Annotated in this window: 22 protein-coding genes and 1 pseudogene; 18 read left to right on the top strand and 5 right to left on the bottom strand. The window is 37.8% G+C overall.

What is annotated here, in order from left to right:
* A partial coding sequence (locus EPU_RS14600; protein ID WP_010168242.1) for a DUF4364 family protein occupies positions 1–151 on the bottom strand: 151 nt, incomplete at its 3' end.
* Between the two features lie 179 nt (positions 152–330).
* Here EPU_RS14600 and EPU_RS14420 point away from each other — a divergent pair.
* Genes EPU_RS14420 through EPU_RS07940 form a run of 3 tightly spaced genes read left to right on the top strand, consistent with a single transcriptional unit; the run spans position 331 to position 2,226 of the window.
* Positions 331–465 (top strand): hypothetical protein, encoded by a 135-nt coding sequence (locus EPU_RS14420; RefSeq protein WP_010168240.1) that lies wholly within the window; start codon positions 331–333, stop codon positions 463–465.
* 29 nt (positions 466–494) lie between these two features.
* Positions 495–1,082 carry an RdgB/HAM1 family non-canonical purine NTP pyrophosphatase gene (rdgB, locus tag EPU_RS07945; protein WP_010168238.1) on the top strand — a complete coding sequence of 196 codons (588 nt, stop codon included), beginning with the start codon at positions 495–497 and terminating at the stop codon, positions 1,080–1,082.
* A gap of 58 nt (positions 1,083–1,140) precedes the next feature.
* Entirely contained in the window at positions 1,141–2,226 is a 1,086-nt protein-coding gene (locus EPU_RS07940) for an undecaprenyldiphospho-muramoylpentapeptide beta-N-acetylglucosaminyltransferase (RefSeq protein ID WP_010168235.1), read from the top strand.
* A gap of 3 nt (positions 2,227–2,229) precedes the next feature.
* On the opposite strand, the gene EPU_RS11970 is transcribed toward EPU_RS07940, so the two are convergent.
* Complete coding sequence (locus EPU_RS11970) at positions 2,230–2,961, bottom strand: flavodoxin family protein (RefSeq protein WP_052296490.1); 732 nt, start codon at positions 2,959–2,961, stop codon at positions 2,230–2,232.
* Between the two features lie 190 nt (positions 2,962–3,151).
* Between EPU_RS11970 and EPU_RS07930 the strand changes: the two genes are divergently transcribed.
* Together EPU_RS07930 and EPU_RS11965 are read left to right on the top strand one after the other, a co-directional pair.
* On the top strand, positions 3,152–4,936 hold the full coding sequence (locus tag EPU_RS07930; RefSeq protein WP_029488240.1) for an arylsulfatase: 1,785 nt from the start codon (positions 3,152–3,154) through the stop codon (positions 4,934–4,936).
* A gap of 24 nt (positions 4,937–4,960) precedes the next feature.
* Positions 4,961–6,190, top strand: coding sequence for a hypothetical protein (locus tag EPU_RS11965; RefSeq protein ID WP_044149853.1), 1,230 nt, complete (start codon positions 4,961–4,963; stop codon positions 6,188–6,190).
* A gap of 77 nt (positions 6,191–6,267) precedes the next feature.
* Here the strand turns inward: EPU_RS11965 and EPU_RS07920 are convergent, their stop codons facing one another.
* Together EPU_RS07920 and asnB are read right to left on the bottom strand one after the other, a co-directional pair.
* Positions 6,268–7,440, bottom strand: coding sequence for a MalY/PatB family protein (locus EPU_RS07920; protein WP_010168227.1), 1,173 nt, complete (start codon positions 7,438–7,440; stop codon positions 6,268–6,270).
* Between the two features lie 19 nt (positions 7,441–7,459).
* Positions 7,460–9,283, bottom strand: a complete 1,824-nt coding sequence (gene asnB, locus EPU_RS07915; protein ID WP_010168225.1) for an asparagine synthase (glutamine-hydrolyzing) — start codon at positions 9,281–9,283, stop codon at positions 7,460–7,462.
* Positions 9,284–9,524: 241 nt separating this feature from the next.
* Between asnB and miaA the strand changes: the two genes are divergently transcribed.
* From miaA to EPU_RS07845, 13 genes and pseudogenes are all read left to right on the top strand, one after another.
* Positions 9,525–10,469, top strand: a complete 945-nt coding sequence (miaA, locus tag EPU_RS07910; RefSeq protein WP_083792602.1) for a tRNA (adenosine(37)-N6)-dimethylallyltransferase MiaA — start codon at positions 9,525–9,527, stop codon at positions 10,467–10,469.
* 147 nt (positions 10,470–10,616) lie between these two features.
* The gene (locus tag EPU_RS07905; protein ID WP_029488238.1) at positions 10,617–11,582 is read left to right on the top strand and encodes a beta-ketoacyl-ACP synthase III; all 966 of its coding nucleotides are present in this window, start codon (positions 10,617–10,619) and stop codon (positions 11,580–11,582) included.
* Between the two features lie 66 nt (positions 11,583–11,648).
* Positions 11,649–11,879: an acyl carrier protein gene (gene acpP, locus EPU_RS07900; protein ID WP_010168220.1), complete on the top strand. Its 231-nt coding sequence runs from the start codon at positions 11,649–11,651 to the stop codon at positions 11,877–11,879.
* A 15-nt stretch (positions 11,880–11,894) separates the two neighbouring features.
* The gene (fabK, locus tag EPU_RS07895) at positions 11,895–12,842 is read left to right on the top strand and encodes an enoyl-[acyl-carrier-protein] reductase FabK (RefSeq protein WP_010168218.1); all 948 of its coding nucleotides are present in this window, start codon (positions 11,895–11,897) and stop codon (positions 12,840–12,842) included.
* Between the two features lie 9 nt (positions 12,843–12,851).
* Entirely contained in the window at positions 12,852–13,775 is a 924-nt protein-coding gene (gene fabD / locus EPU_RS07890; RefSeq protein WP_044149851.1) for an ACP S-malonyltransferase, read from the top strand.
* A 90-nt stretch (positions 13,776–13,865) separates the two neighbouring features.
* Positions 13,866–14,609 carry a 3-oxoacyl-[acyl-carrier-protein] reductase gene (gene fabG / locus EPU_RS07885; protein WP_156778413.1) on the top strand — a complete coding sequence of 248 codons (744 nt, stop codon included), beginning with the start codon at positions 13,866–13,868 and terminating at the stop codon, positions 14,607–14,609.
* Between the two features lie 24 nt (positions 14,610–14,633).
* Positions 14,634–15,878, top strand: coding sequence for a beta-ketoacyl-ACP synthase II (gene fabF, locus EPU_RS07880; RefSeq protein WP_029488236.1), 1,245 nt, complete (start codon positions 14,634–14,636; stop codon positions 15,876–15,878).
* 1 nt (position 15,879) lies between these two features.
* A complete protein-coding gene (accB, locus tag EPU_RS07875; protein ID WP_010168210.1) occupies positions 15,880–16,326 on the top strand; it encodes an acetyl-CoA carboxylase biotin carboxyl carrier protein in 447 nt (148 codons plus the stop codon).
* A 12-nt stretch (positions 16,327–16,338) separates the two neighbouring features.
* Positions 16,339–16,770 carry a 3-hydroxyacyl-ACP dehydratase FabZ gene (gene fabZ, locus EPU_RS07870; RefSeq protein ID WP_010168208.1) on the top strand — a complete coding sequence of 144 codons (432 nt, stop codon included), beginning with the start codon at positions 16,339–16,341 and terminating at the stop codon, positions 16,768–16,770.
* Positions 16,771–18,126: an acetyl-CoA carboxylase biotin carboxylase subunit gene (locus EPU_RS07865; protein WP_029488235.1), complete on the top strand. Its 1,356-nt coding sequence runs from the start codon at positions 16,771–16,773 to the stop codon at positions 18,124–18,126.
* Positions 18,127–18,132: 6 nt separating this feature from the next.
* Positions 18,133–19,923 (top strand): annotated as a pseudogene (locus EPU_RS14630) (acetyl-CoA carboxylase carboxyltransferase subunit alpha).
* 6 nt (positions 19,924–19,929) lie between these two features.
* Positions 19,930–22,218: a hydratase gene (locus tag EPU_RS07850; protein WP_029488233.1), complete on the top strand. Its 2,289-nt coding sequence runs from the start codon at positions 19,930–19,932 to the stop codon at positions 22,216–22,218.
* 72 nt (positions 22,219–22,290) lie between these two features.
* Entirely contained in the window at positions 22,291–23,142 is an 852-nt protein-coding gene (locus tag EPU_RS07845; protein ID WP_029488232.1) for a CvfB family protein, read from the top strand.
* Between the two features lie 50 nt (positions 23,143–23,192).
* Here EPU_RS07845 and EPU_RS07840 read toward each other — a convergent pair whose 3' ends face one another.
* Positions 23,193–23,702, bottom strand: a complete 510-nt coding sequence (locus EPU_RS07840) for a nitroreductase family protein (protein ID WP_029488231.1) — start codon at positions 23,700–23,702, stop codon at positions 23,193–23,195.
* Positions 23,703–23,714 lie beyond the last annotated feature (12 nt).

Below are 23,714 nucleotides of genomic sequence, written 5' to 3'. Positions count from 1 at the left end.
CTAGATTTTGTTGCAATGAAAAATAATCGCAGTAATCTTGCTCCAAAATAGCAGTAGTAATTTGTGAAAGCGTCAGGGGAGTTGGTATTTTAGATAATAAATAAAGAATAATTAATTTATCAGGCGTAGTATCTACCGGGTCATAAATCATTTAAAATATTCCTTTCCCTATTTTTATCATTATTTTATACTAAAAATTACAAATTCTCAACATGTTTTTTTGGTTGCAATGAAAAATTTATCAGATAAAGTCATTTATGTTGACAGACTATTGAAATGAGAGTATTATACAAAAGAAGAGTGACTTACATAATTTGAGGGGGGAAGGAAATGAAAAAATTTTTGTTTTGGATAATTAAGTGGTTGATAATAGCATTTGTACTGTTAGTGTGTATGGGACTAGTTAGGCAATATATAGGTGAAATTCCAGTAAAGGAAGAAATTAAAATTGCATATATATTATAATATGTAAAAATTTAAAACTGGAGTATTATATGACTACAATAATCTTTGCAACAACAAATGAACACAAAGTGAAAGAACTACAAGATAAGATAAAAGATTGGAATGTTAATATCATAAGCATGCTAGAAGCAGGTATAGATATTGATATAGAAGAAACTGGAACAACCTTTGAAGAAAATGCTAGACTAAAAGCTAAAGCGGTTTCTAAATATACTGATCAAATCGTTTTGGCAGATGATTCGGGATTGGAAGTTGATGCTATTAATAAGGAGCCCGGAATATATTCTGCGAGGTATTTGGGAGACGCAACATCTTATGAAGATAAAATGAACGACATTATTCGACGATTGAAAGGTGCTGCAAATAGAAGCGCAAGATTTGTGTGTGCTATGGCAATGTATCAAAATGAAAAAGAGCTTTGCTGCGTACGTGGCACTATAGAAGGATATATTGGTGACACGATAAAAGGCGCCGAAGGCTTTGGATATGATCCTTTCTTTTATATAGAAAATGGAAAATCTTTGGGAGAAATAAGCTTAGAAGAGAAAAATAAAATCAGTCATAGAGCTAATGCTATAAAAATTATTGGCGATAGGTATAAGCAATTGTGGCATTAGATCAAGTTATTTAGAATAAAATGAATTGGAATCTAAACGTATAAGGGAGGTTTTGTTATTGAAAATAATCGTGTTAACGGGGGGCGGAACAGCAGGGCATGTCACGCCTAATATTGCGCTGTTGCCGAAACTTAGAGCTGATGGATGGGATATTAAATATATTGGTAGCAAGCAGGGGATAGAAAAAGAATTGATTGAAAAGGAAGGAATCCCATACCATGCAATTTCCTCGGGTAAACTTAGACGATATTTTACACTTGAGAATGTGAAAGATCCTTTTAAAGTAATCTATGGTTTTGCAGAAGCACATAGCGTTCTGAAAAAAATTAAACCAGATGTTGTTTTTTCTAAGGGAGGTTATGTGAGTGTTCCGGTTGTTTTAGCGGCAAAAATGCTTAAGATTCCTGTAATAATTCATGAATCGGACATAACTCCAGGGTTGGCTAATAAAATTGCATCTAAAGGCGCAAAGAAAATTTGTGTAAATTTTCCAGAAACTTTATCTTATGTGGGAAAAAAAGGAATATTAACAGGAACTCCAATTAGAGAAGAATTGTTTGCAGGGAATAAGGCAAAAGGAAAGCGACTGGCTCAGTTGAAAAATGATAAACCAATTTTGTTAGTAATGGGTGGAAGCTTGGGTTCTGTAAAGGTTAATGGAGCATTGAGAGAATCTTTAGATGAGTTGCTTCAAACTTTTAATGTGGTACACATATGTGGTAAGGGAAATATAAATAATGAATATGATTGTAAAGCTGGGTACAAACAATTTGAATATGTAGGAGAAGAATTACCAGACATATTTGCGGCTGCCGACATAATGCTATCTCGTGCGGGTGCAAACGCGCTTGCTGAAATAGTAGCACTTGCAATCCCCAATGTGTTGGTGCCACTATCTAAACAAGCAAGCAGAGGTGATCAAATTTTAAATGCTGCATCTATGGAAAAGCAAGGATATTCAAAAGTGATACAAGAAGAAGACCTCAATAACGAATTACTAGTAGAAGCAATCAAGGATGTTTTTGCCAATAAAGATACCTATCGTAATATAATGCGTAAAAATAATAGCAACAACGGAACGATGAATGTGATCAACGTTATTAAAGAAGTTAGTAGTCCAGATCAAAAAACGAAAAAAGCATAAAAGCTATTTATTGGGATGAATTTTATTTGAGAGTAGTTTATAAAATTGAGTAGAGATTAGTTTTTTTAATGGGTGGATATTGCAGTCGAAATAATATGGCTGTGAATACCACTCTTTTTTTGTCCAATATTCTTCGTCGGTTGCTATMATATTTTGGGATAACACTTTTTGTAGCTGAAAATATATGAGACTTTTTAATGAAGGAGAAAATGTGTCTTTTGGAGATTTAAGATAAACAATCATTTGCTTGCATTCCGTTGCTGACACAGATTTGTGCATAGTTTGAATATTGCGACCTATGGATCCTGCGTTGATGGCRCCCCATTGTGTTACAACTAATTGCAGATACTTCAAAGTATGTTTAAGCCCAGATCCTTTGGTGGTTGCCATAACAATAATAGGTTTTCCGTAAAGCTCTGGTCTGTGAAACCATCTGCAAGTGCGGTCTATAAAAGTTTTRAAYTTACCAGAAATAGCTTGCATATAAACAGGAGAAGCCAAAATTATGCCATCGCATTCCACAAGCTTTTGCATAAGAAGGTCCGCATCGTCTTGGAGAACGCATTGGTTAGATAGAATACACTTTTCACAGCCGATGCATTCGCGTATATTATAATCGAATAAATTGATAATTTCCACATCGATGCCATAGTGATACAACACCTCGGCCGTATCATGAATCAAATTGTGCGTATATCGTTTGCGCCTACTACCATTTAGAGCAATAACTTTCATAAATGTCCTCCTCATAATTTGATATAAATAGCATTATCTAAAACAATATTTTTTATGCTACTATAAAAAAATGTATAGATTTTACAGCGAAAATATGCTAAATTTTTAAAATAAATCATAAAAAATTATATAAATTTTACAGCAAAAGTATGTTAAAATTCTAAAGTAAATTTACTTTGTGGAGGAAGTTATGCAAAAGAAACCTAATGTAATTATAATTTTAACTGACGACCAGGGTTATGGAGATATGGCAGCGCATGGAAATCCATGGCTTAAAACACCAAATCTCGATTGGTTAAATGACAACGCAATTAGTTTAGAAAGCTTTCATACAGATCCACTGTGCGCGCCATCGAGGGCAGCATTGATCTCGGGAAAATATTCATTTGGAGCTGGGGTTTATTCTACTCTAAATGGACGATATTATATGGATCCTAATATAAAAACGATTGCTAACTATTTTAAAGATGGAGGCTACGCAACGGCTATGTTTGGCAARTGGCATCTGGGAGATGTGTATCCATATAGGCCAGAAAACAGAGGCTTTGATGTTGCAACCATTTTTGGTGGAGGAGTAATTGGAGAGACGCCCGATTATTGGAATAACGACTATTTTGATGACACGTATCAGGTGAATGGAAAGAACACAAAGTTTGAAGGATATTGTACAGACGTATGGTTTGATTCTGCAACAAAGTTTATAGATGATCAGTTAGCTGCAACCAAGCCGTTTTTCTGCTATCTACCCACTAACGCACCGCATGGACCGTTTAATATAGCGCCATCATATTATCAAAAATATATAGACATGGGAGTTCCGCCAAAGCGAGCAAAGTTTTTTGGAATGATAGAAGGTATAGATGAAAATATCGGAAAGCTTATGGATCATTTGCGTGCTAAAAATGCATTCGATGATACAATCATTATATTCTTTGGTGATAATGGCACTGCAACAGGATGCGATACGGATAAAAATGGTTGGGTAAAAGATGGGTTTAATGCTGGAATGAGAGGTAAAAAAGGCACGACATATGAAGGTGCACACAGAAATACTTGCTTTATAACTACGCCAAAAAATATTTTGGGAGAAGCGAGAAAGGTGTATGGACTGACTGCTCAATTTGATTTGCTACCAACTTTGATAGATATTTGTGGGTTGCCAGAAGGAGAAAATTTGGACGGAGTAAGCATGGCGCAGGCACTGAAAGCTGGAGAAACGCATCTAAATGAGGATCGTGTAATAATGATTCATAATATGCAATTAGATATGCCGCAAAAATATAAAGATTATACGGTGCTCAAAAATAACATGAGATTGGTACGCCCGCTGACGAATGAATCAAATCCGATGCTGCGAGGATCGTTTGGCTCTAGCAAAGATGTCAATCCAGAAATATACAATATAGATAAAGATTTATATGAGGAGCACGATTGCTATGAGGAAAATCAAGAACTAGCGATAGAGCTTACAAGATGCTATGAAGAATGGTATGATGATAGGCTGCAAGAAGCGATGAAGTTTAAGCCATTCTTTTTGATGAAGAATCAGCCGATAACAATGACTGCCCATGCGTGGCATGAATGTACAAAGATGACATTTAGCCAAAGGCAGATCAGAGAAGGTGTGGATAGTAATGGGTATCTGGTTATAGAAGTTGTGGATCCGGGGACGTATAAATTTGAGCTTAGACGATATCCGAGAGAAGCGGATCTGGCGCTTGCTGCTAGTTGTGAAGAGCTACCAGCTACGGAATGCATAGCGGATGGGGAAAAGGCTGGAAAAATTTACAATATAGTTGCAGCAGACATTAGAGTTGCGAGTGAGAAAAAAGAAAGTACAGTTGCGGAGGGAGCCAAAGAAGTAGTATTTGAAGTAAATTTAACAGAAGGAATGCATCACCTGCGCACGAGATTTTTCTTAGAAAATGGAAAAAGTATTGGGGCATATTATGTATATGCAGAGAAAGTGGACTAGGTTGCTAGAGGAAGGAGCAAAACTATGACAGATAGAGAAATAGTAAGAGACTTGGCAAAGCAAGTTGCGGAATTGGCCAATGAACCGAGAATAGTTAAGTTGAAAGATGAGTGGATTGCGCATAATGATTTGCACCCGAATGCTCGCCCATTAATATTAGCACAGCCAGATGCTAGTTGCTGGGATGAGCTGGTGCCTACAAGTGGTTTAAAATGTAAGGAGCCTAGATTTAGACAATACGAAAGAAAGTTGCAAAAAGATATTTATGGAATGAAATATATTAAGGATGACGCGCCTTATACTGCAACATTTCCGGTGCCATATGCAACTAAAATTTCAGCGTATGGCCCATTTGTGGCAGAAGCCGAAAAAACAGAAGTTAAAGGTGGAAGCTATCATTACAAAAAATTGATCGATAATATAGAAGAAGATTTTGATAAGCTCGAATTTAGAACAATTACGCATGACGCCGAAGCTAGTGCTAAAGCAAAGAATGCTGCAGAAGAAGTCTTTGGAGATATACTAAATGTGGAGCATCGGGGAGAGCAGTGCTGGACATATGGAATTACCTGGGAAGTAATTAAGCTGATTGGGTTAGAAGACCTGATGCTAAATATGTATGACGATCCTGAGGGGCTACACAAGCTGATGGGKTGGTTTACGCAAGAGCATCTAAACTTTTTACAGCAAATGAAARATTTGGGGATTTTGAATCCAAACCACMRGGACATCGCTATTGGATCTGGTGGATATGGCTGGACAGAGCAGTTGCTTCCAGCGGATTGGGACAGAAGTAAAGGTTTGGATACGATGCAAAAGTGGGGTTTTTCTGAGAGTCAAGAAACAGTTGGAATCTCGCCAGACATGTTTGCAGAATTTATTTTTCCGTATCAACTACCGATTTTAGAAAAATTTGGCCTAAATAATTATGGATGTTGCGAACCTCTAGAAGGTAGATGGAAATATGTTAGCCAAATTCCAAGATTGCGAAGAGTTTCGGTATCGCCATGGAGCGACATATATAAGATGCGAGATCTGCTAAAAAAGGATTATATATATAGCAGAAAAGTGAGTCCGTCATATTTTTGTGTGGGGTTTGAAGAAGAAGCTCTAAAACGAGAATTGAACGAAATATTTAGCATAGCAAAGGATATACAGTTGGAAGTAATTCTAAAAGATGTGCGTACAGTTCAAAATGATCCTACGAGATTTGCAAAGTGGGTACAAATGGCGCGCGAGGCTGCAGCGAAATAAGATTATTATATTGCAGGGGTAGCAAAAGCAATCAGTGCTGCAAAAGCTGCCTCCGCAGTAGTAATCAAAATTATTGTCTATTCTCCAAATACTTTGTACAATCGATCGAGTGCCTCTATAACGATGGATTTTGGACACGCAATGTTCATTCGAATAAAGCCGGTGCCAGATTGTCCAAACATAGTGCCGCTTTCTAAAATGAGGTGTGCCTCGTTTGCTATTTTTTCGAGCAATGTTTGGTTTTCGATGTTATAATCACTAAAATCGATCCAAGTTAAATAGGTTCCCTCGGGCTTTACAAATTTAAGGCGAGGCAATTTATTTTTGATGAATGTATCCATGTAATCTAGGTTTGCATCTAATGCTTCATTGACAGCAAGAACCCAGTTTTCAGATTCGTTATATGCCGCTATTGTAGCTGCAGATGCAAATGGTGAAATATCTATCTTGCCTGTATAAGCATTTAGTTGCTCACGCATTGTTGCATCCGAAATGACTAGGTTGGTAATTTGCAATCCTGCGACGTTAAAAGTTTTGGTAACAGCGGTGGCAACGATTAGTTTTGCAGTAGAGTCGATATTTAATGCAGAAGTGAATGTTGCAGATGCTCGAATCAAATCACAGTGAATTTCATCTGAAAATATGATTACGTCATGCTTGGCACAAATGTCAAGTAATCGTTTGGTATCTGCAGGTGGCCAAATTTGACCTATTGGATTATGCGGATTGCAGTAAATAAAGATTTTGGTATTAGGGTCTTTACATTTTTTTTCAAAGTCCTCAAAATCTATGCTATAGTGATTGTTGTCATCCTTTATAAGGTTATTGTTGATAACAGTTCGGTTAGTTTCCAAAATTTGAGCTTGAAAAGGATAGTATACAGGAGGTTGAATAATAACTCCGTCACCCTCTTTGGTAAAGGCACGCAAGCAGTTTCGAAGAGCAATAACGGTGCCAGGATTGAACACTAGCCAGCTGGGATCTATTTGCATGTTATGTCTTCTGCTATACCAATCAATAATACTATCGAAATAATCGGCAGTTCTTGAGGTATATCCAAATATAGCCTTATCAACTCGTTTGTGTAGTGCTTCAAGTATTGCTGGCGCACAGGCAAAGTCCATATCAGCAACCCACATAGGTATGGAATCATCAAAGCAATTCACGTTTAATATGGATTTAATACACGATTTATCGACTTTTGATGCAGCGGTGTCATTTCGGCTTACGATAGTTTGTAAATCATACATATGCAAAACCTCCAATTTCTTAATCAAAGTATTCTTTATACCAYACAAGAAACATAAAGACTGTCCAAATTTTTCGACTATTATCTTTTTTGTTAAGTTTATGCTCATCTAGTAATTGCATAAGAGGGGCTTCGTTGAAAAATTTCTTGCTGTTGTCACTGACAAACTCGGTTTTTACAATATTAAAATATTTTTCTTCTTTAAGCCAGATGCGAATAGGAACAGGAAATCCTAATTTCTTCTTCTTTGCTGTTGCATCGGGCATGTTTTTGTTCGCAGCTAAACGCATCGCATACTTGGTAGTATCCTTAGTGATACGATACTTTAAGGGAATTTTAGTAGCAATATTGAGCACTTCTTTGTCCAAAAATGGTACGCGAAGCTCGAGAGAATTGGCCATACTCATTTTGTCGGCTTTTAGAAGAATATCTCCGACCAACCACATGTGCATGTCTAGATATTGCATTTTTGTTACGTCACTTTTGTTGAAGACTTTTTTATAGATTGGCTTTACAAATTCAAAAGGAGACTTGGCGCTAGTTGTTATGCTTAGCAAATTTTTGCGCTCTTCTTCAGAGAATATAAAAGCATTGCCTATAAAGCGTTCTTCTATTGTTTTGGCACCTCGTATAAGAAAGTTTTTGCCCTTAAAGGAGAATGGCAAAGCGGTCGCTATTTTAGCAAATAAAGACCGAAAATATAGCGGAAGCTTGTGATACGTGGCGTTATCTACTGGCTCTTTGTATATATTATAGCCTCCGAATAATTCATCTGCACCTTCGCCAGAAAGCACAACTTTAACATGCTCGCTTGCCAATTTACTCACAAAATATAGCGCGACGCAGGATGGGTCTGCCAATGGCTCATCCATAAAATATTGAATTTTGGGCAAAACATCCCAATACTCTTCCTTGGTTATCACTTTGCTAAAGTTTTCGATGCCGATCTTATCAGAAAGATCCTTTGCGTAGTCTATTTCGTTATATTTTTCATGATCAAATCCCACGGTAAAAGTTTTATCTCCATTAAAGCATGTGGCGACATAGCTAGAATCTACTCCGCTTGATAAAAAACAGCCAACTTCAACATCGCTAATTTTATGAGCAGCAATAGAGCCTTTGATGGTTTCGTCTATTTGGTTTACAAAGTCATCTAAATTGCCATCTTTTTCGTTAAAAATAGGTTCCCAATATCTGGTAATAGTAAGCTCGTTATCTTTTAGAGTAAAGAAATGACCAGGAGGCAATTTTTTTATTCCCTTAAAAAACGTATTGCTAGGTGGTGAATATTGAAAAGTTAAATATTGCTCCAAAGTTTTTTCGTTCAAAATTTTAGGTACTTTTGGGTATTCTAAAATAGATTTGATTTCGGAACCATATACAAATAAGTCATCTTTTTTATAGTAATAAAGAGGTTTAATTCCAAAAAAGTCTCGAGCACCAAATAAAGTTTTTTCCACATTATCCCAAATTACAAAGGTAAACATCCCTCGTAGATAAGATAACAGGTTGGTGCCGTATTCTTCGTAACCATGAACAAGTACTTCGGAATCGGTATGAGTTTTAAATGTATGTCCTTTTTCAATAAGTTTTTCTCTAATGTGTTTATAGTTATAAATTTCTCCGTTAAAAGTTAAAACAAATCGCTTATCTTCATTATATAGGGGTTGTGAACCATCAGCAAGATCTATGATACTTAGTCGTCTAAATCCTAGTGCCGCTACTTCATCAATATATTCTCCACTACTATCTGGTCCCCTATGAATAATCTTATTCATCATATTTGATAGAGTGTCTTGCTTTTCTACAAAGTTGTTATCTACAAAGCCACAAATTCCACACATATGTATGGCCCCTTTCTCTGCTTAATTATATTTACACAATCCTTTACATTATAGCCAAAAATTTTTAAATTGAAACAATATTGAGAAATTATTTCTGGATAAAAAATCTTCCCTTATGTAGTATAGTACTAAAAAAGAAGTTTTATTCAAAATATTAGCGTAATTGCATCGGGGGGCAATTGTTTTGCTGTTGCCAAAAGCATATCCTTTTGCTATAATGGGGCTAAAAAAAGGAATAATTATGAAAATTATATTGATAGCAGGGCCGACGGCTTCTGGAAAAACGGATACTAGCGTATTGCTTGCAAAGAAAATTGGAGGAGAAGTTATATGTACTGATTCAATGCAAATTTATAAAAATATGGATATTGGTACAGCCAAAGTAACAGTACAAGAGATGGACGGAGTTGCGCATCATATGATGGATAGGTTAGACCCTCATGAAAACTGTTCTGTTGCTTGGTTTAAGGCCGAAGTAAAAGAGCATATCGCAGAAATTTCGAGTAGAGGAAAAATTCCAATCTTGGTGGGAGGCACCGGATTTTATATCAATGCTATTTTATTTGATACCATTTTTGATGAAAATACTGATAGAGAATATAAATCAGAGTTGGAAGCGTATTATAGAGAACATGGGCAAGCAGCACTGTTTAGTAAATTAATGGAAATTGACCCAGAAAGTACCAAGGTGATACACCCAAATAATATAAAAAGAGTGATTAGAGCAATAGAATATTTTTATCAAAACAACGAGCCAATTTCGAAACATAATAAAGAAGAAAAAAATAAACGYATCGCAAATGTTTCGCCGTATGATTATAGCTTCTTTGCACTAAATATGGATCGAGCCACATTATATGAGAGAATCAACAAACGAGTAGATGCGATGGTGGAGCGAGGTTTGTTTGCAGAAGTGGAAAAGTTGTTTGCTAAAGGGTTGCCAGAAACGTGTGCTGCCATTCAAGCAATTGGCTACAAAGAGCTGTACCCATATTTTAGAAAAGAGATTTCACAAGAAGATGCCATTACACTGCTAAAGCGAAATACTAGACGATTTGCAAAGCGTCAATTAACCTGGTTTAATAATCAATCTAATCCAATTTTTATAGAAGTTGATAAATTTGGGTTTAATTCTGAAAAAATAGTAAATACTATGATTGAATTATCTAATTTAAGGGAATACTAACTAGTATCAGCTATGCTGGAATACTCTGCTGCTATATCGATAGAGGATAGTTGGATTATAAAAGTAGATATTCAATTTAGGACTGTTAAATTCACCGTAGAGATTTTAGAATTTCTATGCGTAGATTTTGATGAAGGGGTGTTTAATATGGTGGGGGTCAAAATAAGTGGTATAGGCAGTGCAAGACCTGAAACTATTCTCACAAATGATGGACTAGCCAAAATAGTTGAAACTTCTGATGAATGGATTACAACTAGAACTGGTATAAAATCTCGATATATTTCTAATGGAATTTCTACTACAGATCTTGCTGTAGAAGCTGCTAAAAAAGCAATGGCAGAGGCCAATATATCAGCAAAAGATATTGACATGATTATAGTGGCGACTTTAACACCAGATTTGTTTATGCCAAGTGCGGCTTGTATGGTGCAAATAGAGCTTGGAGCTACAAATGCAACGGCGTTTGATATAGGCGCTGCTTGTAGTGGATTTGTATATGCATCTAAGATAGCCACAAATGCTATTCGTTGCGGAACTGAAAAAGTTGTATTGGTTATAGGAGCTGAGGTTTTAAGTAAAGTTGTAGATTGGAAAGACAGAAATACGTGTGTGCTATTTGGTGATGGTGCGGGTGCTGTTGTATATGAAGCAACTGATGTTAATAAAGTATTAAGTATATACACGCAAAGCGCAGGAAATATTAATGCACTTTCGTTAGATGGATTTCCGGTTAAAAATTGTTTTACAGAAGCTGCAGAGCCAAAAACTGAATCTTATATAAAAATGGATGGGCGAGAAGTTTACAAATTTGCAATTGCCGTCGTGCCACTATGTATAGAAAAAGTTTTAGAAAATACGGAATTTACTGTTGCAGATGTAGATCATTTTATATTACACCAAGCAAATGAGAGGATTCTCGATACTGCGGCCAAGAAAATCAATATAGATAAGTCTAAGTTTTTCAAAAATCTCGATAAATATGGAAACACATCTGCCGCTAGCATTCCGATTGCACTAGATGAAGCAAAGGCGAACTTTAAGGCAGGAGACAAGATTATTATGGTAGGTTTTGGAGGCGGGCTAACTTGGGGCAGTATTTTGTTTGAGTGGTAGAGTTCTTAAGAGGCTATGGGCCGTTAAGATAAATAATAATTGTTACATTATAAGGAGGAAATTGAAATGGTATTTGAAAAATTACAAGAGATTGTTGCGGATAAATTGGGGATTGAAGCAGAAGAGGTGAAGTTAGAATCTAGCTTAAAAGATGATTTAGAAGCTGATTCACTAGATATTGTGGATATTGTTATGAGCATCGAAGAAGAGTTTGAAGTGACTATTGAAAGCGAAGATGAAGAGCACATCAAAACTATTGCGGATGTTGTTAAACTTATTGAAACTAAGCAAAAATAATTTGGAGGTAGGGTAATGAATAGTATTTGCAAAATGCTAGGCATAAAATATCCAATCTTTCAGGGAGCGATGGCGTGGATTGCAGATGCAGACCTCGCCGCTGCAGTTTCCAATGCAGGAGGATTGGGTATAATTGCTGCTGGAAATGCACCTGGAGACTGGGTTAGAGATGAGATTAAAAAATGTAAAACTTTAACAGACAAGCCTTTTGGAGTAAATATAATGTTACTTAGTCCATATGCTGACGAAGTGGCTAAAGTTGTATTAGAAGAAAAAGTGGAAATTGTGACGACAGGCGCTGGAAATCCTGCCAAATACTTAAAAGAGTGGCAAGAGAGTGGAATGAAAGTTATGCCATTAGTACCATCTGTTGCTCTTGCAAAAAGAATGGAAAAATTGGGAGTCGATGCAATAGTTGTAGAGGGAACAGAAGCGGGAGGACATATCGGCGAATTGACTACTATGGTGCTCGTACCTCAAGTGGTTGACGCTGTGAAGATTCCTGTAATAGCTGCGGGCGGAATAGGAGATGGACGTGGCTTTGCGGCAGCTCTGATGCTAGGTGCTGTCGGAGTTCAAGTGGGTACTAGATTTTTGGTGGCAAAAGAATGTAACGTGCATCAAAATTATAAGGACAAAGTTATTAAAGCCGCAGATACGGATGCGGTGGCCACAGGAAGAAGCACTGGACACCCGGTTAGAAGTTTAAAAAACAAGATGACTAGAGAATTTCAAAAGCTAGAAAAAGCAAATGTAGACATCGAAGAGCTAGAAAAAATAGGCGCTGGTGCGCTACGAGCTGCAGTTGTCGATGGGGACGTTACTAATGGAAGCGTAATGTCTGGGCAAATAGCCGGAATGATAACAAAGGAGCAGTCTGCAAAAGAAATTATAGATGATTATTTAACTGGATTACAAGCAGTAATCAGCAAAAGTAGTGAAATGATAGATTTTGAAATATAAAGAGGTGTAATGGTGAAAAAGGCATTTTTATTTTCTGGTCAAGGAGCTCAGTATCCTGGTATGGGAAAAGATTTGTATGATAAGTTTGGAGAAGCCAGACGGATTTTTGATAAGGCAAACGAAATTTTGGGTTGGGATGTAAAAGAAGTATGCTTTACTGATGCAAATGGGTTATTAAATAAAACTAAATATACTCAGCCGGCTTTGTTTACAACCACGATGGCAGCATATTATGTGGCAATAACTCATGGAATAACAGCGGACGCATTTGCAGGATTCAGCTTAGGTGAAATTACGGCGTTGGTGGCGAGTGAAATTTTGAGCTTTGAAGATGGGCTAAGGATTGTTAATCTCAGGGCTAGATTTATGGATAAAGCCGCAGAAGTAACAAAAGGCGGAATGAGCGCTGTTATCGGGCTATCTCCAGAAGATGTGACAGAAGTTTGTAAACAATTTGATGAAGTGATCGTGGCAAACGATAATTGTCCTGGACAAGTGGTAATTTCTGGAAAAATAGACGAAATCGAAAAAATTTCTGCAGCTCTAAAAGCGAAAGGTGCCAAAAGAGTTCTTCCGTTAAAAGTGAGTGGAGCATTTCATAGTAATTTGATGCAAACAGCGAAAAATAAGTTAGCCATTGAGTTGAAAAAATTTACGTTTCAAGAACCGACTACAAAAATAGTGAGCAATGTGAGCGCAGATTATATGACTAAAGAAGATGCAATAAACTTTTTGCCTCAGCAAATTACAACGGGAGTTCGGTTTAGAGAAAGTATTAATAGACTTATTGCAGATGGATTTGATGTTTTTATAGAAATTGGTGTGAAGAAAACATTGGTGGGATTTGTAAATAAGATTTCCAAAGATGTAAAAACGTTTAATATAGAAGATAGCCAAAGTTTAAAACATACCATAGAAGCATTGAAGGAATAAAATATAAAAATAGCTACAGCAAATGAGACTATGACAAATAGTTATGTATATGCTGTGGCAATTACTTTGACAGCGAAAGGAAAGATATTGATGCTTACAGGAAAAGTGGCTCTAATTACAGGGAGTGGCAGAGGAATTGGAAAGACTATTGCTCTAACTTTTGCAAAAAATGGAGCAGATGTAGTAATAAATTATCCAATAGATTCTCTTAAAGATGAAGCAGATGGAGTTGTGGATGAAATTAAGGCACTCGGCGCACGAGCTGTTGCATTGAAAGCRAATGTTGCAGATTTTAATGAAGCAAAGGCATTAATAGATGGGACAATTGCAGAGTTTGGAAAGTTGGATGTTTTGGTTAATAATGCAGGAATTACGAGAGACCAGCTATTGCTTAGAATGACAGAAGAAGATTTTGATCAGGTAATAGCAATCAATTTGAAAGGTGTCTTTAACTGTACCAAACATGCCGCACGACCTATGTTAAAAACAGGTGGAAGTATCATAAATATGAGTTCTGTTGTGGGGTTAGTGGGCAATGTTGGGCAGCTAAATTATTCGGCATCAAAGGCTGGGCTGATAGGAATTACAAAATCGACAGCAAAAGAGTTTGCTAAAAAAAATATTCGTGCAAATGCAATTGCGCCAGGATTTATTGAATCTGATATGACAAAAAAATTGTCTGAGAAGGTTATAGAAGCTGCTCTTACAAATATTCCGATGAACAAATTTGGGAATGTTCAAGATGTTGCTAATGTGGCATTATTTTTGGCAAGCAATTTATCAAGCTATGTAACAGGTGAAGTAATAAGAGTAGATGGCGGAATGGTAATGTAAACCAACCGGCCAGAGGAGGTCAATATGAGTAAGCATAGAGTAGTGGTGACAGGGCTTGGTGCAGTAACTCCGATTGGTATTACTGTGGAAGATTTTTGGGAGAACATAAAACGTGGTAAATGTGGAGTTGCAGAGATTACAAGATTTCCTCTAACAGATGAGTATAAGGCCAGATTGGCAGCGGAAATAAATGATATAGACTTCACGAAGTATATTCCCAAAAAGGAATTAAAGCGATTAGATCGATTTGCTCAATTCGGAATATATGCGTCAAAAGAAGCGTTAGAAAATTCTAAGTTGGATATGGAAAAAGAAGATGCCGCTCGTGTAGGAATTATTTTAGGTTCGGGAATTGGTGGATTAGAAACTTTGGAAACGCAGATAATTAATTTGCATGAAAAAGGTGTAAAGAGAGTTTCACCATTTACAATCCCAATGGCAATTGCAAACATGGGCGCAGGAAATAGCGCAATTCATTTGGGTACGAAAGGAATATGTACTTCTGTTGTAACAGCATGCGCATCGGGAACTCACTCGATAGGAGATGCGTTTAGAGCATTACAAAACGGTGAAAACGATGTAATATTTGCAGGTGGCGCAGAAGCAACGATTACAAAAACTGGTATAGCCGCATTCCAAGCGCTCACTGCTCTTAGCACGAGCACGGATGTCACTCGCGCATCGATTCCGTTTGATAAAGAACGAAGTGGATTTGTAATGGGCGAAGGCGCAGGAGTTTTAGTATTAGAAACCCTAGAGCATGCACAAGCCAGAGGCGCAACGATTTTGGCAGAAGTAATCGGTTATGGAGCAACAGGAGATGCGTATCACATTACAACCCCAGCACCAGGAGGCGAAGGTGCCGCTCGTTGTATGCAGATGGCGCTGGATGATGCACAAMTTGCTGCAGAAGAAATTGGGTATATCAATGCACATGGAACAAGTACAGAATACAATGATAAATATGAAACCCAAGCCATTAAGACTGTTTTTGGAGATGACACAAAAGTTCTAGTGGGCTCAACCAAATCTATGACAGGGCACTTGCTAGGTGCGGCAGGAGCAATCGAGGCCATCGTGGTTGTGAGGGCGTTAGAAGAAGGATTTATTCCTCCTACGATTAATTTGCAAGTTCCAGATGAAGAATGCGATTTGGACTATGTGGCAAACGAAGGTCGAAAGAAAGATATTAAGTATGCTATGAGCAATTCATTAGGTTTTGGAGGGCATAATGGTAGTCTGATATTTAAAAAATGGGAAGGAAAATAAAATGACGATAGATGAGATCAAAAGTTTGATGAATGAGTTTAAGAGATCTGAGTTGACTGCTCTTAAGATTAGGCAGGGTGAATTTGAGTTAGAATTGAAAAAAGAATCTGCAGTGACTCCRTTTATGCCTCCGGCTCAGAATCAGTTGGCAATCCCCGCAGCACCGCCAAGCATGTTTGCGCCACCTATTGCAGAGCCCGTTCAGAAAAAGTCTACCAAATATTTTCGGTCGCCAATGGTGGGTACTTTTTATAAGGCACTTTCTCCCGATGCCAAGCCGTTTGTATCGGTGGGAGATAAAATAGAAAAAGGCACTGTAGTCTGCATTATAGAAGCCATGAAACTTATGAATGAAGTAGAAGCGGATAAAGAGGGGACTATAATAAAGATACTTGTAGAAGATGGGCAAATGGTTGAGTTTGATCAGCCAATTTTGGAGCTAAGTTAAGAGGAGGTTGTTATGTTAAATATAAAGCAAATTATGGAAATATTGCCTCATAGATATCCTTTTTTATTGGTAGATAAAGCCGAGATTCATGAAGATGGACAAGGAGTGACGGGATATAAAAACGTAACAATGAACGAGCAATTTTTCTGCGGACATTTTCCGGAATATCCTGTAATGCCTGGAGTATTAATTATAGAGGCGCTGGCTCAGGTGGGCGCTATTGCGATTTTATCGTGTGATGAGTTTAAGGGYAAGCTTGCGTTTTTTGGCGGAATAAATAAGGCAAAATTTAAGAGGCAAGTAAAACCYGGAGATGTGTTAAAGTTGGAGTGTAGAATAATTAAGCAAAGAGGGCCAGTAGGTATTAGTGATGCGGTGGCGACAGTTGATGGAAAAGTAGTTGCTAAGGCAGAGTTAACATTTGCTATTGGTGAAGGTGAATAGATGTTTACAAAAATCCTTATAGCCAATAGGGGTGAAATTGCACTTAGAATAATTAGAGCATGTAGAGAGATGAATATCAGAACAGTTGCAGTATATTCTACTATAGATAAGGATTCGCTACACCTATCTTTTGCAGATGAAACAGTTTGTATAGGAGGCGCTCAATCCAAAGATAGCTATTTAAATATAGAAAATATAATTAGTGCCGCAATATGTACAGGAGCCGATGCTATTCACCCCGGCTTTGGATTTTTATCTGAGAATGCGAAGTTTGCTCGAATTTGTGAAGAGTGTAATATTACGTTTATTGGTCCAAACTATAAAATGATAGAAAACATGGGAGATAAAGCATCGGCAAGAAAGCTAATGATAGAAGCGGGGGTTCCGGTGGTGCCGGGTTCAAAAGGCGTGGTTTCTAGTACGCAACAAGCTCTGGTAGTGGCAAAGGAAATTGGATACCCTGTGATGCTGAAGGCTTCGGCTGGTGGTGGTGGACGCGGAATGCGAATTGTTTTTGTAGAAAAAGATCTGGAGAGTGCATTTTTGAGTGCCAGTACAGAAGCATTGGGCGCATTTGGTGACGGAAGTATGTATATGGAAAGGTATGTGCAGAATCCGCGTCATATTGAGTTTCAGATATTGGGTGATAATTATGGAAACATTGTACACCTAGGAGAGAGAGACTGCTCAATGCAACGTAGGCATCAAAAGGTAATGGAAGAAGCGCCGTCTCCGTTTATCAGCAAAGAAATGCGCGTAACAATGGGTGATGCGGCAATTAAAGCGGCAAAGGCMGTAAACTATCGAAATGCAGGAACGGTTGAATTTATTGTGGACAAAGATGGCAACTTCTATTTTATAGAAATGAACACTCGTATTCAGGTTGAGCATCCTATAACAGAAATGGTAACAGGTTTGGATCTGATAAAAGAACAAATCAAGATTGCTATGGGCCAAAAATTGACGTTTGAGCAAAAGGATATTTGCATAGGTGGAGTGGCTATAGAGTGCAGAATTAATGCAGARAACCCAGAGAAAAATTTTAGACCATCCCCAGGCAAGATCACAGCATTGTATTTTCCGGGTGGTAAAGGTGTACGAATTGATTCGCATATATATCAGGACTATGTGATTCCGCCAACGTATGACTCTATGATTGCAAAAATTATTACGCTGGGTAGAACGAGAGAAGAAGCATTGAGCATTATGAAGCGTGCGTTGAGCGAAACCGTGATAGAAGGTGTGGATAGTAATATAGAATTTCAACTAGATCTTTTGCACACAGCGGCGTTTGAAGAAGGCAATTTCGACACAACTTTTATTGAGAAAAACTTAGAGAAAATTTTGGGGAGGTAATAATAAATGTTTCAAAGTTTAAGTACTAGACAGAAAAAATATCAAAATAACCCCCAAAAGGGTAATACAAAAATTGAGATACCCGAAGGTATGTATATAAAATGTGCCTCTTGTAAGAAAAGCGTATATGTGAAAGATCTGGGAGAAACGATAGGGGTGTGTCCTAATTGTGGAGGATATTTTCCTATTTCTGCTAGGGTGCGTATTAAAAGTATTGTAGACAAAAAAACGTTTAATGAGTTCGACAAGCAAATGACCACCAATAACCCCTTAGGCTTTGATAGCTATGAAAAAAAATTGGAAGATTATATGCTAAAAACAGAAGAAATAGAAGCTGTAATCTGCGGAGAAGCTGCAATAAACGGAATGAAATGCGTAATTGCAGTAATGGATGCGAGGTTTATGATGGGAAGTATGGGAACAGTAGTTGGAGAAAAGATCACCCGTGCTATTGAATATGCAACAAAGAACCGTTTGCCAATTATCATTTTTTGTGCATCAGGGGGTGCCAGAATGCAAGAAGGAATTTTTTCATTGATGCAAATGGCAAAGACAAGCGCAGCTCTTGCTCGACATGATGAGGAAGGGCTTTTATTTATAAGTGTATTAACCCACCCGACCACTGGAGGAGTAACGGCCAGCTTTGCAATGTTAGGAGATATAATTTTGGCAGAGCCGCGCGCGTTAGTTGGATTTGCAGGGCCAAGAGTAATTGAACAAACAATTAGACAAAAGCTTCCGGAAGGCTTTCAAAAGTCGGAGTTTTTGCTAGAGTATGGGATAATCGATAAAATTGTGGCCAGAGATGAGTTGCGTACAACAATTGGTAAGCTTTTAAAATTTCATCATAAGGGGGAATAGATTATGACAGAAATTGAAAAATTACAAGAAATGGTAGAACAATTGAAAAAAATGAATGCTTCACCGCAAATTGATGAAGAAATTAAAAGAATTACTAAGCTGATTAGAAACTTAAAAAAAAGTATTGCCGCAAATTACACACCCTGGGACCGAGTACAGATTGCTAGAAAAATCGATAGACCTCGTGCGAAATATTATATCGAAAACTCATTTGACGATTTCATAGAATTTCATGGAGATAGAACGTTTAAGGATGATAAAGCTATTATTGGAGGCATTGCAAAGATTGGAGATCATGTTGTAACGCTGATAGCGCAAAATAAAGGCAATAATGCCGCTGAAAATATAGCGTCTAATTTTGGTATGCCTCACCCAGAAGGATATCGAAAAGCTTTGAGACTTATGAAGCAAGCTGAAAAGTTTGGTCGGCCAGTTATTTGCTTGGTGGATACGCCTGGGGCATATTGCGGAATTGGCGCAGAAGAGAGAAATCAAGGAGAGGCCATTGCCAGAAATTTATTGGAGATGAGTAGATTGAAAACTCCGATTATCTCTGGAATTATAGGCGAGGGTGGAAGCGGAGGAGCTTTGGCACTTGCTGTGGCAGATATTGTGTTTATGCAAGCCAATACCACATATTCGATTTTGTCACCAGAAGGATTTGCGAGTATTTTATGGAAAGAYGGGAGCCTGGCGAAAGATGCAGCGAATATGATGAAGATTACTGCAAATGAATTGCTGGATTTTGGAGTTATAGAGGACATTGTACGAGAGCCTGTGGGAGGTGCTCATGATAATCCAGAGCATGCCGCGCAATATTTAAGAGAATATTTGATTGACAAACTAAATATATTAGTATCACAGCCAATCGATGTGGTTGTTAAAAATAGGTATAATAGATTTAGAAAGTTTGAAGATTATAAAGATAAAGGGTGATAGACCATGATTAAATTGTACGATGAAGGCGTATTTTTGATAAATGGAACTGAAATCGTTGATAAAACTGAAGGCGAAAAGCGATATGACTTGGAAAAAGCCAAAGAGGGAACCATCAGTTTTTCTATTCTGAAAGATCATAACACATCAGATTCTATGGCAAAGCTTAGACTAAAATTTGATGCTCTAACATCACATGATATAACTTTTGTAGGCATTATTCAAACTTCAAGAGCTAGTGGATTAATTAAATTTCCGGTACCTTATGTACTGACTAACTGTCATAACAGCTTGTGTGCGGTTGGTGGAACTATAAATGCGGACGACCATATGTTTGGGCTGAGTGCAGCAAAGAAATATGGCGGAATATATGTACCTCCAAATATAGCTGTTATACATCAATATATGCGTGAGATGATGGCCGGATGCGGAAAGATGATATTGGGATCTGATAGCCACACTAGATATGGCGCCTTGGGTACAATGGCAGTGGGCGAAGGTGGCGGAGAGCTGGTTAAACAAATATTATCTGAAACTTATGATATAGGGTATCCAGAAATCGTGGCGGTATATTTAGATGGAAAGCCGCATCCTAATGTTGGTCCTCAGGATATTGCACTTGCGATTATAGGTGCCGTATTTAAGAACGGCTACGTTGCCAATAAGGTGATGGAATTTGTGGGGCCAGGTATTGCGAACTTACATGCAGATTATAGAAATGGCATCGATGTTATGACTACCGAAACAGCTTGCCTCTCTTCTATTTGGAAAACCGACGAAATTACCAAAAACTTCCTCAAAGATCATCATAGAGAAGACGATTATAAGGAGCTTAAACCCAATGAGAGCGCATATTATGATGGAATGATTTATGTGGATTTGGCAACAATTAAGCCTATGATCGCGATGCCTTTTCACCCTAGTAATGCTTATGAAATTGACTATGTTAACAACAATCTTAGAGAAGTGTTAGAAGAAGTGGAAGCCAGAGGGCGAGAACTAATTGGTGACAGGGTAAAGTTTGATTTGATAAGTAAGATAAAAGATGGTAAATTGCAGGTCGATCAAGGAATAATAGCAGGTTGCGCGGGAGGAACGTATAGCTCTATACGAGATGCCGCACAGATTTTGAAAGGGCATTCTTGCGGAAATGATGAGTACAGTTTATCTGTGTATCCATCAAGTCAACCGGTTATGATGGCGTTGGTAAATGAGGGTGTGATCTCTGATATTATGGCAACGGGAGCAACGATAAAATCTGCATTCTGCGGACCATGTTTTGGTGCTGGAGATGCGCCTGCAAATGGGGCGCTTAGCATYAGGCATACCACAAGAAATTTTCCGAATCGCGAAGGATCAAAGCCAGGAAATGGGCAAATCTCTTCGGTGGCTCTGATGGATGCGCGAAGCGTTGCGGCAACGTCGATAAATGGAGGAAGGCTGACTCCTGCAACAGAACTCAAAGARCTAGATTATTCGCATTATCCATTTGATGATAGTGTATATAAAAGTAGAGTTTATAACGGATTTGGWGCGGCTGATACTGCAAAAGCATTGAAATATGGACCGAACATTAAAGATTGGCCAACGATGAGTGCGTTAACAGACAATATTTTATTAGAAGTAACAGCTCTTATAGAAGATCCAGTAACTACAACCGACGAATTGATTCCATCTGGAGAAGCATCGTCGTATCGTTCTAATCCTTTGGGGCTGGCGGAGTTTACCCTCTCAAGACGTGATCCAGAGTATGTGGGGCGTACAAAAGAAAATTATAAATATGAGCTAGAGCGTCAAAAAGGTGTAGATCCACAAAATATTAGCTCCAAGCTTATAAAGATATATGAAAGAATTAGAACATTGACAGGGTTTGAAAATATTTCGGCGTTGAATACAGAAATTGGTAGCGTTATATATGCAATAAAGCCGGGTGATGGATCTGCTAGAGAGCAAGCAGCAAGTTGCCAGCGTGTATTGGGCGGTGTTGCAAACATTGCCAAAGAGTATGCTACAAAAAGGTATCGTTCAAACTTGATTAACTGGGGAATGATTCCATTTATTTTTAAGGGAACGCCTAAGTTTAAGGTGGGCAACTATATATTTATACCAGGAATTATAAAAGCAATAGATGAAGGCACTGATATTACTGCCTATATAATAGGCGGGTATATTAAGGAGATGGTTTTGTCTATAGGAGAGTTGACGGATGAGGAAAAAGAAATTATTAAAGCAGGTTCGCTTATTAATGTAAATAAGAAGAAAAACTTGATGAATGAATTGAACAAAATTCGTTAAAGACAAGTGCTCTCTCTAATGAGTGCTTTATTTTAGGGAGAGCTTTTAAAATTATTGATTAAGGAAGAAATTATGATTGAATTAGGAATAATACAAGAATTAACAGTAGTAGAGACTTCAGACTTTGGGTTATATTTGGGAGAATTGCCATATGATCCGGCTATATCAGAAAAGATATTGTTGCCGAATTCTGAAGTTGCAGAAGAAATGAAATTGGGAGATACAGTGAGTGTCTTTGTATATAAGGATACGAAAGATAGACCAGTTGCAACGTTAAAGCGCCCTGCTATCGTGTTGGGTGAAATTGCGCCACTAGAAGTACTAGAAGTCACGAACATAGGTGCATTTTTGAATTGGGGATTGATAAAAGATCTATTTTTGCCGTTTAAAGAGCAAACTGTAAAGGTTAAAGCTGGCAAAACATATGTAGTGGGGCTATATGTTGATAAAACCGAAAGGCTTTGTGCAACGATGAAAGTGTATAATCTATTGCAAAATGCATCTGCGCTGGAGGTTAATAAGACAACCAAAGGGTTAGTATATCAGGTTTCGGATGAGTATGGCATCTTTGTTGCAGTAGAAGGAAAATATCAYGGACTGATTCCAAAACGCGAGATATATCAAAATTATCAAGTGGGAGAATGGATAGATGTTAGAGTAACTCGTGTGCGYCCTGATGGAAAATTGGAACTGAGTGTGCGAAAGCAAATTAATGGGCAGATGGAAGTGGATGCTAAAAAATTGTTGGATGCGATTCATGCGCAAAAAGGYTTTTTAAACTTGCACGATAAAAGCAGCCCTATAGAAATTAAAAATTGCCTGAATATGAGCAAGGCTTCGTTTAAACGAGCAGTGGGCAGACTTCTAAAAGAAGGTGTAATTGAACTAAAACCGAATGGCATACAAAGTCGTATATATCAATAAAAAAAACCTCTTAACCACAGTAAGTAAAGTGATTAGGAGGTTTTTGCATTTTAATAAGAGTTGTAGTGAATTTTAGATGCGTTGTATCGGTCGATGAATTTGTTGGCATCCTTGTTGGTTGGGTGACCGACTGCTATAATAGCGAATGGATTTATGTTGTCTGGAATGGCAAAATTTTGGCGCAAGAAGTCCTCTCTTTCACCTTTCATAACTCCAACCCAACATGCTCCAAGACCCAAGTGCGTGACCTCCAGTAATAGGTTTTCGATACAGGCACCCATAGATTGATGTGAAAAATAAGGAAAATAAGGGAGCTTAGAATCGGTGGTTTCTAATACAACAATTATCAATGGAGCTTCTTGAATAAAAGTAGAGCTTGGAAAAAAGTTTCGTATCTTTGACAAAGAGTCAGCATTGCTGAGAACTAAGAACTCCCAAGGCTGYTGATTACTGCCACTAGGCGCTTGCATGGCAGCTCGCAGGATTTTATCAATCTTATCATCTTCTATTCGTTGATTGGTAAACGAGCGTACGCTGCGTCTTAGGTTAATTGTATTCATTACTATCTCCTT

The organism is Candidatus Epulonipiscium viviparus (assembly GCF_000171335.1).
GTDB classification, from domain to species: domain Bacteria; phylum Bacillota; class Clostridia; order Lachnospirales; family Cellulosilyticaceae; genus Epulonipiscioides; species Epulonipiscioides viviparus.
This window is presented reverse-complemented; position numbering and strand designations above follow the sequence as displayed.

Excerpts from the sequence above, each read along its gene's own strand:
- fabD (WP_044149851.1), top strand. The coding sequence starts at position 12,852 with ATGGTGAAAAAGGCATTTTTATTTTCTGGTCAAGGAGCTCAGTATCCT.
- EPU_RS07920 (WP_010168227.1), bottom strand. The coding sequence starts at position 7,440 with ATGTATGATTTACAAACTATCGTAAGCCGAAATGACACCGCTGCATCA.
- EPU_RS07905 (WP_029488238.1), top strand. The coding sequence starts at position 10,617 with ATGGTGGGGGTCAAAATAAGTGGTATAGGCAGTGCAAGACCTGAAACT.
- rdgB (WP_010168238.1), top strand. The coding sequence starts at position 495 with ATGACTACAATAATCTTTGCAACAACAAATGAACACAAAGTGAAAGAA.
- EPU_RS14420 (WP_010168240.1), top strand. The coding sequence starts at position 331 with ATGAAAAAATTTTTGTTTTGGATAATTAAGTGGTTGATAATAGCATTT.
- fabK (WP_010168218.1), top strand. The coding sequence starts at position 11,895 with ATGAATAGTATTTGCAAAATGCTAGGCATAAAATATCCAATCTTTCAG.
- acpP (WP_010168220.1), top strand. The coding sequence starts at position 11,649 with ATGGTATTTGAAAAATTACAAGAGATTGTTGCGGATAAATTGGGGATT.